Source organism: Clostridium sp. HV4-5-A1G (assembly GCF_900184915.1).
Classification (GTDB): Bacteria; Bacillota; Clostridia; order Clostridiales; family Clostridiaceae; genus Clostridium_B; species Clostridium_B aromativorans.
The window spans coordinates 1-11,405 of the sequence record NZ_FXYI02000116.1 but is presented as its reverse complement, the minus strand read 5'-3'; the positions used below and the strand labels follow the sequence as shown (position 1 = coordinate 11,405).

At 29.6% G+C, this 11,405-nt stretch carries 11 protein-coding genes; 2 read left to right on the top strand and 9 right to left on the bottom strand.

The annotated features are described in order from the left end of the window. Window positions 1–101 precede the first annotated feature (101 nt). The 3 genes from J5G60_RS12315 to J5G60_RS12305 form a co-directional block, all read right to left on the bottom strand. Window positions 102–338, bottom strand: coding sequence for a Veg family protein (locus tag J5G60_RS12315; RefSeq protein WP_150356163.1), 237 nt, complete (start codon window positions 336–338; stop codon window positions 102–104). 207 nt (window positions 339–545) lie between these two features. Beyond that, window positions 546–1,433, bottom strand: coding sequence for a sporulation peptidase YabG (gene yabG / locus J5G60_RS12310; RefSeq protein ID WP_150356162.1), 888 nt, complete (start codon window positions 1,431–1,433; stop codon window positions 546–548). Between the two features lie 127 nt (window positions 1,434–1,560). Then, window positions 1,561–2,562, bottom strand: coding sequence for a CotS family spore coat protein (locus tag J5G60_RS12305; protein ID WP_150356161.1), 1,002 nt, complete (start codon window positions 2,560–2,562; stop codon window positions 1,561–1,563). Window positions 2,563–2,675: 113 nt separating this feature from the next. On the opposite strand from J5G60_RS12305, the gene J5G60_RS12300 reads away from it, so the two are divergent. Further along, a complete protein-coding gene (locus J5G60_RS12300; RefSeq protein ID WP_150356160.1) occupies window positions 2,676–3,812 on the top strand; it encodes a glycosyltransferase family 4 protein in 1,137 nt (378 codons plus the stop codon). 82 nt (window positions 3,813–3,894) lie between these two features. On the opposite strand, the gene J5G60_RS12295 is transcribed toward J5G60_RS12300, so the two are convergent. The 4 genes from J5G60_RS12295 to J5G60_RS12280 are packed head-to-tail and all read right to left on the bottom strand — an operon-like array spanning window position 3,895 to window position 6,981. Continuing rightward, window positions 3,895–4,920, bottom strand: coding sequence for a CotS family spore coat protein (locus J5G60_RS12295; RefSeq protein WP_150356159.1), 1,026 nt, complete (start codon window positions 4,918–4,920; stop codon window positions 3,895–3,897). 30 nt (window positions 4,921–4,950) lie between these two features. Continuing rightward, window positions 4,951–5,718 carry a spore coat protein gene (locus J5G60_RS12290; RefSeq protein WP_150356158.1) on the bottom strand — a complete coding sequence of 256 codons (768 nt, stop codon included), beginning with the start codon at window positions 5,716–5,718 and terminating at the stop codon, window positions 4,951–4,953. A 37-nt stretch (window positions 5,719–5,755) separates the two neighbouring features. Continuing rightward, on the bottom strand, window positions 5,756–5,953 hold the full coding sequence (locus J5G60_RS12285; protein WP_150356157.1) for a hypothetical protein: 198 nt from the start codon (window positions 5,951–5,953) through the stop codon (window positions 5,756–5,758). 23 nt (window positions 5,954–5,976) lie between these two features. Beyond that, window positions 5,977–6,981: a CotS family spore coat protein gene (locus J5G60_RS12280; RefSeq protein WP_150356156.1), complete on the bottom strand. Its 1,005-nt coding sequence runs from the start codon at window positions 6,979–6,981 to the stop codon at window positions 5,977–5,979. 184 nt (window positions 6,982–7,165) lie between these two features. Here J5G60_RS12280 and J5G60_RS12275 point away from each other — a divergent pair, with 184 nt between their 5' ends. After that, window positions 7,166–8,284: a glycosyltransferase family 4 protein gene (locus tag J5G60_RS12275; RefSeq protein ID WP_150356155.1), complete on the top strand. Its 1,119-nt coding sequence runs from the start codon at window positions 7,166–7,168 to the stop codon at window positions 8,282–8,284. A 184-nt stretch (window positions 8,285–8,468) separates the two neighbouring features. On the opposite strand, the gene J5G60_RS12270 is transcribed toward J5G60_RS12275, so the two are convergent. Then, window positions 8,469–9,737 carry an ABC transporter substrate-binding protein gene (locus tag J5G60_RS12270; RefSeq protein WP_150356154.1) on the bottom strand — a complete coding sequence of 423 codons (1,269 nt, stop codon included), beginning with the start codon at window positions 9,735–9,737 and terminating at the stop codon, window positions 8,469–8,471. A gap of 159 nt (window positions 9,738–9,896) precedes the next feature. Beyond that, entirely contained in the window at window positions 9,897–11,279 is a 1,383-nt protein-coding gene (locus J5G60_RS12265) for a radical SAM protein (protein ID WP_150356153.1), read from the bottom strand. Between the last annotated feature and the right edge of the window lie 126 nt (window positions 11,280–11,405).

The window sequence follows — 11,405 nt, the reverse complement described above, 5'->3', positions numbered from 1 at the left end:
GTATTTTATATACTATTTTAAAAATGTTACGTTTATATACTTTTATAAAATAGGTTAACAAACATATGAGATAATTGATAACTAAGTGAACTAAACACTGTTTAAACTGAAAAAACCAACTGAACTGTTTTTGTTAAAACATCCGAATAGCTATAAGTCACTTTCCTTTGGGTGTCATTTTCTAATCTAATCACAAATATGCTAGGATAAGCTTTTTCTATTATTCCTTTATTCACAAAAACTTTCCTTCTACCGCCATTTGCCTTTAAAGTTACTTTGTCTCCTACATGATCTTCAATGTTCTTTCTTATAGAAGCTAACACATTCATTCCTTCCATTCTCTAAACACCCTCTCTCTACATCTTATATTATACATCGTAAGGTTAATTATGTCAACTAAACCATTTAGTATATCAGTTAATAATTTATTTTGTCAATATTAAATTTTTGTAAACACGGCCCACATAGTTTTATTTATATTATAATATATTGCCATTTCTTCAAGTCACTCATATATACAATATTATTTACAACTTTTATAATCTTTATACATATGGTGATTTTGGAAAACCCTCCCTGTATTTTCCTCTAGTCTGCAGCCCTCCAATCCCATTAGTCCTAGTTATAGTGTTTCTTATGGCCTCTTGAATGGATACTACTTTTTCTATATTCGTATAAGCTATTTTTTCACATAAAAATACAGGATCTAAACAATGTATAAGTACTCTACTGGGTGAACTTGCAAAATTAGCTCCTGAATCCAAAATTTTTTCATAACAGGACTGACAGGCTCCTGCAAATATTACCAGATCATCATAATTTGATTCATAATTTCTAAGTTCTGACACAGCTTCCACAAAATATTTGGAATTTTTATAATTATCCAAATTCATGAAATCAGTAGTACCCTTTGCCACAGAATCATGCCCTGTAATTACAATTATATCTGGTTTTATTTCTTTTACTAACTCTACCACTTTTGACGGCTGATCCTTTTCAGCTATATTCCTGCCAACTACATCTAACAAAAGTTGTTTATACACTTTAATACATACATCTAGATATTCCGAATCACCATCTACATGCAGTATTTTACCAGGCCTTCCAAAAGCAAGTTCGTTCTTGGAATCATGTGATGCAAATTTTGTTATGTTATATTCTTGTGCAGTTCCTCCACTATACCTAAAGCCCCCTCTGCTAATTAGAATGTCCCGAATTGAACTGTTAATTTGTTTATTAAATATAATTTCCTTTTTTGTAAGAGATTCATTCTCTACGATCTCCAAATCCTCAATGGTGGAGTCTGCAATCAGCCTCAAATCTATCCCTTTTAGAATATAAATATTCCCGCTTTTTTCTTCTTTTACATCTATTATTTTAAAAGTTATATCTTTACCATAGGATTTTCTCACTACTATATCACCTATTTTCATAATCTAACATCCCCATATAAAAAGTCATGATATATATTATGAGTTTATCCTTTTTTAAGTGCAAAAAATAAGGCCTATGCCGGGTTCATTTTAACATTATCCACATAGGCCTATTCCCAACTTAAATCTATTTTTGGTTATAGATACTTTTAAATTCTTCAATAAAACGAACATACTTTTCCTGTTCTGAAATCAATTCCTCCAGTTTATTATTAAAGGTATTTAACTGCCAATTAACCTCATTATAATAATATCTATTTGCCAATCTCCAGAAACGTTGAGGAAATAATAAGAAAGCAAATATTACCCTGTATTCCTCCTCCTCAAGCGGGCTTACCTCATTATAGGAGTCAAATATAAGCTTGGCATTTTCTATATTCCAATCTGATCTTTTTAAAACCTTAATCATAAAAGATGATATATCATAAGCTCTTATTTCTCTTTTACAGTAATCAAAATCTATTACATTTACATTGTTGTCATCATCTATCACTATATTATGATATGTAAAATCATGATGACAAAATCCTTTTTCCTCTTTTGTTATATTGCAAAGTTCATCATATTTGGAGTCTTTTAGTACTTCTATAGCTTTTCTGCCAAAATCTTTATAAAACTGAATAGCCTTCATATAATTTAAATCAAAACTTTCCTTATTGCTTTTTTTTCTGCCCATATCTTTCATTTTATCAAGAGCTCTAACCCTTTTTTCCATTAAATGATGCCACCTTCCAAGATCCGTCTTAAGTTTGCTGTTTTCAGGAGGCTCATATCCTTTAGAAGCTATGTGCATATTTGCCAAACATTTAGAAGCATTTATGACATCTTCTTTATTTTTAAAATCACATTCCCTACCATTAATCCATTCTGAAAGGGTATAAATATCTTCATTTACAAGAGCATAGGGATTCCCATCTATATTAACACAATATTTATCTACATATGGAAATCCATTATTTATTAAATGTTCTTTTGCACCATATACAAATAAAAGTTTTTGAGTTCCATAATTTATTCTCTTTAAACATTTCATTCCTTTATCCGTTTTTAAAAGATATACCCCTCTATTTGGTCTTATATTTTCAATTTTTACATTAAATTGTCTTTCTATTTCAAATTCTCGCATCATGTTAATCACCCCTATATATCTATATGAACGGCTAAGTTATTTTAGAAGAATATTAACATTTTTAACTGGATTTTAATATAATGAAATATACCAATTTAGAGAGGAATAATTCTATGAAAATAGGAATTGATGGTCGTGCTGCAAAATGGTATAGAGGTACCGGTATAGGCACTTATACTTATCAGCTCATAAGTTGCTTAAATAATATTGATAATATAAATAACTATTTACTTTTCATGCCGAAAAGTTTTAGAAATGATATATGCTTAAAAAAAAATTTTGCTCTAAATACTATTCCTCCACAGAATAAAACCAGTTTTTGGGAGGAAATAAATATACCTAATAAAATAAAACACAATAAAATAGAATTGTACCACGTTCCACAAAACGGTGTAGGGCTTCCTGTAGATAAAAATTGTAAATTTGCTATAACACTTCACGATGTAATTCCCTATAAAATGCCTGAAACTGTAAGTGACAGATATTTAAAAATTTTTTCCGACTATATCCCTGAAATAATACCTAAATGTGATGGAATTATTACAGTTTCAAATTTCTCCAAGAATGATATAATGAAGGCTTTTAATTTCCCCGAGAATAAAATATACGTTACTCATTTGGCCAGCGAGGATATATATAAACCTTTGGATAAAAATATAAGTAAATATATAGCTAAAAGATATTATTCCATAGATGAAGATTATATACTTTATGTGGGGGGATTCAGCCCTAGAAAAAATATATTGGGTTTAATTGAAAGTTTCAATAAATTTATATCGCTGTATAAAAAACCCATAAAGCTTGTAATAGCAGGTACAAAGGGGAAATCATACAGTACTTACAGAAAACGTACTGAAATATTAAATATATCTGACAAAGTTATATTTCCCGGTTTTATATCCATGGATCATCTTCCCTATATATATAATGCCGCTAAACTATTCGTATATCCCTCTTTTTATGAGGGATTTGGTTTGCCACCAATAGAGGCTATGGCCTGTGGAATTCCAGTAATAACCTCAAATACTACTTCTCTACCTGAAGTTGTTGGAGATGGAGCTCTTCTCGTAAATCCCAAAGATCAAGATGATTTATGTCAAGCTATGCTAAATATACTGTCCGATGATAATCTCAAAAAAAAACTTACCTCTCTGGGAATTCAGAGAGCTTCTCAACTAAATTGGAAAAAAACAGCTAGTGATACCATAACCATATACAATAAAATCATAGGTAAAAAAATTAATTATTAAAATACACACACCCTTTAAATAAATATACTGCTTATTTCAAGGGTGTGTGTATAATATGTCAAAACATTTTTTAAATACACCATTAGCTATTTAAAATTGTATCCTCAAACTCTGCTAAAAATTCCATTCTATCATCTTTATATCTTATCTTCCTCTTTAATCTATCCAAAAACACTTCTTCTTCCCAATCTTTTCGTTTAGTATAATAATCTTTTGATATAGTATAAAAATCATTTGGAAAATTCAGCATAGCAAATAATACCTCAAGCTCTCTATCGCTTAAACTATTTTCTGCACAGTAACCATTCATTATCAGTTTTGTTTTTTCCATATCAAAAGCAAAATTTTTTATAACCTTATTTATAAAATTACATAAATCATGTACTTTAAGATCTATAATGGCATAATCAAAATCTACAAAATAGGCTTTGTTATCATTTATCAGTATATTGTGGTAGGCTAAATCATGATGGCATACTGCTATTTTATCCTCTTCACTGCAGAGCTTATAATAACAGGATTTTTCCAGCAGTTTTTCACTTTTCTTTATTTCTTTTATATAATGCCTTGAATTATCTATAAATATTTCATCAAATTCTGTTTTTTTTTCATGTACATTTGCTATATTCCTAAAAAACTCCATTTCCTGGACTCTTCTTTTAAAAACATCAATGAGCCTTCCATTATTGTATTTGCTGTTCATACTGCTTTTGAATCCTTCAGAAGCAAGATGAAATTCTCCCAATCCTTTAGATGCAATATCTAAATCCACAGGATTACTAAAATTGCATTCTTTCCCCTGAACCATATCCATTATGCAGTACATATCACCTTCCCAAATTGTATATATATGACCTTTTTTATCTTTTACGAAATTAACCACTCTGGAAAATTTGTTTCTTATATAAGTTAAAACCTCATGGATAAACTTCAATTCATTTAAAGTATATTCTACTTTTTTTAATATCTTCTCTCCTTTATCTGTAGAAACCATATACACATTCCTTACAGGTACTATATCATCTATTTTTAGATCAAATCTATCAAAAAGCTCTATACATAAATCGTATTTAGCTAAATATTTTTTTTCCCCATATCTATCTATCAATTCAAAACCTCCTTTATTACCTGATATAATTTAAATCAGACTATCTCCATCTTCATCAATAGATTTATTTAACTTCATTAAATATTCCTCTTCACCCCAATCTTTAGTATGGTATTTATATCTGCTGTAGCATCTCATAAATTCACGTGGATAAGACACCATGGACAATATAAATTGCACGCTGTTGTCATTTAAAGTTTCATATTTACAAAACTTTGAAGTAATACGGTTAAAATCAATGTCTTTGTTTTTTCTTTTTAACTTACTCAAAAAATAAATAGCATCCATTTCTACCATATTGTAGCAGCATCCTTTTATATCTATTATTTCTATATTTTTATTTTCATTTTTTCTCAAATTATCAAAATAGGTATTTCTAAGGCACATTTCAACTCTATTCATACTTCTTATTATTAAATCCATATAGTGGCTTTGATATATATTATCCAAACATTTCTCCGCTCTTGTCAGATATTTTTCTCCTATTTCATTTATTTTTTTTTGAAAATCAGTCTTATCTTTTAATTTCTCTATTTCAACTATATCTTTTTTAAATCTCCTGGTATAGATCTTATACTGTTCTACAACTTTGCCTATGTTATTATCCAGTCGTCTGTTCATAACGCCTGTATACCCTAAAGTTTTCTCATGAAATTCACCCATTGTACATATTTGGCTTTTTATTTTATCTAGAGTTAAGTCCTCATATTTAATCTTGTTCTTAAATTCTTTTACCACAAATATTTTCTTTGATTCCAGATATTTTATAAAATATGACTCGATATTGTCACAATACACTTTTAAATCACCCCGTAATTTTACTTTTGTCTTGGTTCTATCTGTGAGCTTTTTTCATTTCTTTTAATATATGTCGTTTCTTTTTTTCAAGTTTCATAACTTCTTTTTTCTTCTTATGCATCTTTTCTAATTGTTTGACAGTTTTTTTCAAACTCTCTGCCTTGTTTTCATAATATCCTAAATCATTATTTTCAATTTCTTCCATCTTTCGAGAGTGTGATTTTTTATGTGACATAAACTTACTCCTCCTTGTATCAACTATATTTTTTTATTTTGAAACTCTTCTATAAACTCCAGTCTATCCTGCCTATCTCTAAATATCTTATTTAATTTCTTAATAAAATGCTCCTCTCCCCAAGGTTGTTCTTCCCAATAGTACTGTATTCCTATTTGCCAATAATTCTGTGGAAACTCCATAAAAGCAGCCATAATAGGTATATCTTCCTGTCTTACGTTATTTATTGCACTATATGCATCTATAATAAAAGTCGCATTGTCAAGTCTCCATCTCCCATTTTTCATCACCCTTATAATCAAACTAGCCAAATCATGAAGATAAGTATCCATCATACAGTAATCAAAATCTATAATATTTATCTCCCCTTGATCATCTATTAGGACATTATGGTTTGCATAGTCATGATGACAAAATCCACCGTCTTTTATCTGCCTTTTCATACTATTTATATAATCAGAAGCTTTCAAATGCTCTATCGAACTCTCTGCCATACGGATTTCTTCTTTCATAGCCTCCAAATACAATACATCAAACTCCTCTTTATGTGGTTTATTCATTATTCTTCTTTTAAAATCCAATATCTCATTTCTTCTAGTCATAAAATTCTCTATCCATTTAAACCATCCTATTCTTGGATTCATTTTATCCGTAACTTGAAAATTATGACTTTTTCTGTGAAGCTCCGCTAACTTCGAAGTAGCCACTAAAATATCTAACGGATTGTTATAATCACATTGTCTGGAATTAATCCATTTGCACAAATAAGCATAGGAATCACCTATTTTTATATAATTCTTTTTATTTTTGGTGTTGATTATTTCAGGTATGTTTCTAAACTTTTCATTTTGGAGATGCTTTATAGCGGAAATTATAAATAGAAAATGTCCGAAATCATAATTTATTACTTTCAAACAATATTGGTGGTATTTGGTATGGATTTTATATATGCTCTTTATCTTCTCTATAAATTCAATATGGAGATCATAGGCATCTTCAACATATTTTCGTACTTTCAATATATCCAAAAGCTTCTTCCTCCAAAAATTATTATATACGTAGTATATGTCTAATCTCACGTGTATGTGATAGATATAAATTCATTTAGCTTCAGATTTAAAAGTTGCTTTCACCTTTTTATATAGGTGTTAATAATATATATTAGAACGCTTCAATCAGTTTAGTGTTACTAGAGTGTGGAGGTAGAGAACAATGAAAATTGCCGTTGATGCAAGAGGAATCAATTGGTATAGGGGAACCGGCATAGGCACTTATACAGAAAAAATACTAAAATATATGATCAAAAATCACGAGGAAAATTTTTACAATATATATTGGTCAGGTAATAAATATGAAAGTTTTAGGCAAAAGAATACTAAAATAATAATGTCTTCTAAAAGACAACATAGATTTTTTGAACAATATTTTTTTCCCGAAAATTTAAAAAGGGAAGCTGTAGATATATATCATATTCCTCAAAACGGTATCGGCATATCTGAAAATATAAACTGCAAAAAAGTTGTCACTATACATGATTTAATACCTTATGTACTTCCTGAAACTGTTGGAAAGGGATACTTAGAAAAATTTTTAAAGCAAATGCCAAATGTTATCGACTTAGCTGATGGAATAATAACCGTATCCAATCATTCCAAAAATGATATCTTAAAGTTCTTTCCAATGGATAAAAATAAAATATTTGTAACTCCTTTGGCCGCAGATGAAAAATATAAGCCCTTAGAAAAAGACAAATGTAAATATAGTATAAAAATCAACTACAATATAAATAATCCTTTTATTCTCTATATAGGAGGCTTTAGTCCCAGGAAAAACGTATCCTCATTAATAACCTCCTTTTCTAAAATTCACAAAAATTTAGATAAGAATTATGACTTAATTATAATAGGCTCAAATAAGGACGACTTAGATATACTAAAAAATTTAAGTATAGATTTAAATATAAAAGATAATGTTAAATTTACGGGATTTGTGGAGGAAAAAATGCTGCCTATTTTTTACAATGCTTGTGATGCTTTCATATATCCATCCTCATATGAAGGATTTGGCCTTCCGCCATTAGAAGCCATGAGCTGCGGTACTCCTGTAATAACTTCAGATACATCATCCATTCCAGAAGTGGTGGGAGATGGTGGTATCCTTATAAATCCATCTGATATAAAAAGCCTTATGTATTCTATAGAGGCCTTACTCAACGATGAAAGTATAAGGAAGGAACTGAGCTTAAAAGCTTTAAATCAGGCGTCTAAATTCTCCTGGGAGAAAACTTCGGAAAATACTATAAGAGCCTATAAAAAAATTTTAGATATGTAAAATTGCTATAAAAAAAAGCAAAAACCTTTTAGCTGCTCTCGCTCCCAGTTAAAAGGTCTTGCTTATATGTTAAAAGATCCCTAAGATTAATTCCCCATATTTTTATTATACACTAATTTAAAAATTTAGTAAACGTTTTTATATATTTCAATTAAAATTTTAAGGAATAGTATTTTATTTTTTTTTAATTACTTTTAAGAGACATTTCTATATTTTCCATTATAGTCTTAAAATCTTTATTTTCTACATTGGTTGCAGTTAAAATTTTCTTTACCTTTTCTCTTACTCGTGGAAAATCTTTAGTATAGTTTATATTAAAACTTCCCTGTTCTACTTCAGCAAATAAATTCCATATCCTATTGTCAAAATAAGAAACTTGTTTATTAAAATCTACAAGATTATATATATTTATACTTGCAGGAAATCTTCCATATTTATTCAATAAATCCATCTGCAGTTTGTCGTCCGTAAGAGCAAAGTTTATAAAAGTCTGTGCCAGTTTAGCTTGCTTAGTATTTTTATTTATAATTAAATTGGTACCTCCAACGGAGACATCTCTATTTCCACCTGCCTCAAAAGAGGGAAATTTCATTATGCCCCATTTATAACTATCTTTAGAATAAGTATTCATCAATGATTTAGCATAAGTTGGATCCCCAATAAATGACACTATTTTATCTCCCTTTAATTCATTTATCAAATTACTTTTAGAACTAAAATCTTTTATCAAATTTTCTCTATAAAGAATTTTAGCTATATCCATAACTTTAGACCACTTCTGAGACTCAAATCCCAATTTGCCACTTTCATTAAAATAACTTGTTCCCAGTTGATTTGCAAGCAATAAAAAAATATCACTATCATAATTAGAAACATCTGCCATAAACACTTTCCCAGTATCTTTTTTTATCTTTTTTCCCGCTTCTATATAATCATTCCAGGTTTTTATATTATTTTCATCAATACCCTCTTTGGCAAATATATCTTTTCTATATATTAAAGTTTCAGGACATGTATCCCAAGGTAATGCATAAATTGAGCCCTTTATAGTATCATTGTTTACCTTATTGCTTAATAAAATATTCTTATATAAACTCACCGAATCTGTTATTTTTAAAATTTTGTCTGAATACGCAGATAGAATATGTTTCACATAACTGTCATTCACTGTCAATATATCTGCTTGATACTTAGAATTATCCAATATGGACTTAATATTATCATCCGTACCTTTTACTGTTATGACATCTACAGTAACTTTTTTATATGTCTCACTAAATCTATTTGCCGCAAACTTTAACTGTGGCCCATGTTCCATATCAGTCACAATTTTAATATTTCCCTGAAGCAATTCTTTACTGTCTTTTTTACCTTGAGGTCCATTACAAGAAACAGTAGAAATTAAAATTATCACTAGTACTAAAAATAATACCCTCTTTACACATCTGTTCATAAAAACTCCCCTATATTTTCATTAATTATAACTTAGCATACACATTTTATACTAATCTTAACAAATAAAAATACATCTTTCAACTTTATACTGCATCTAAGAAATCTTAAAAAATTAAAACATCCGGAGAAGTCATTCTTCTTCGGATGTTTTAAAGATTTAACCTTTAGACATTTTATAATTTCCATTACAGCTAAAATCTTCTTTCCATGCACTTTCTGCATAAGGTTTAAAATCTGCTGACAATTTATCCAATTTTTTCTGAAATTCAGGATCTTCCAGCATCCTCCTAGCACCTTCATCTGTAGGTTTCGCTCCAGTTTTCTTTGCAATTTCTCTAATCTGCTCTGTATTGTCAATCATCATACAAGGCAGCAATAAGTTGTCATTATAAGGTTGTCTGTGCCTCAGTTCATTGAAAAAATCTGACTTGAATACATCCACAAGTTTTTTGCCCTTCAAATTGTCCACTGCAAAATGGGCAAATATACAAGGCTCTACCTGCTCTTCTGAATTTATATGACAGTAAAATTTACCTGCTATGCATCCTCCAACATAAGGAGCATCGTTAAAAAAGTCAATGGCAAAATATGGTTTTGTAGTTCTTATCTTTCTAACTCTTTCTCCAAGATGTATTCTTTGTTCGGGGGTAAGCATCAAATCCACATCAGGTTCTTTACCTACAGGCATATATATAAAATACCAGCTCATTTTAGCGCCTTTTTCCACTAGCATATCTATGAATTCATCTGATGTAACTGTATCTATATTATACCTGCTAACTGCTGTAGAAACTCCAAATAAAACTCCTCTCTCCCTCAGAAGCTCCATTGCATGCATAACTTTCTTAAATATCCCCTTGCCTCTTCTTTCATCTGTTTCCTTTTCAAATCCCTCCAATGAAAACATGGGAAGTACATTGCCAAGTTTTTGTATTCTATCTGCCAGTTTTTCATCGAATAAAGTTCCATTAGAAAATGGAGTAAACATACAATCATTATATTTTTCATATATATCAAGCATATAGCTATTTATGAAAGGCTCCCCTCCAAGAATTACAAAATAGTAAATTCCAAGATCTCTGGCCTCACCAATTATTCTATCTACCTCTTCTTTAGGAATATCATCTTCCTTGCTGTAGCTTGAAGCATAGCATCCAGTGCACCTTAAATTACATCTCATAGATGGACTCATCAAAATAGTAAAAGGAGTTTTTGTTCCTGTTTCTCGAAAAAATTTTTCTCTCTTTGGTATCCCATACCAAGCTGAATTTGCAAAAAAATTAGTAAAAAATTTATCTATGCATTTTTTATTGGAATCTTTAACAATGCTTATAGCTAGTTTGTGAATTGCAGGATTTGTTTTATACAATTCCTCAACTCTAAGCACTTTAGCTAAATTGTCCTCATCATTTTTTACCGTCCTTTTTATTAGTGCAAATATTTTATCAAGATTTTGTTCCGGATCCCTGTCAAGTAACTCTACACCAGCTTTAACCAATGCATCCTTAGCTGTCTTTTCCAATATTGCAGTTACCTTCATACGGCATTCCTCCTAAATAATAATAATATAAGAAACGAATGCTTCAAAACATCCATTTCTCTTTTAAATACATAGGATATAAAAACAATAAAAACATTATCATATAATATATGTTATTTATATACC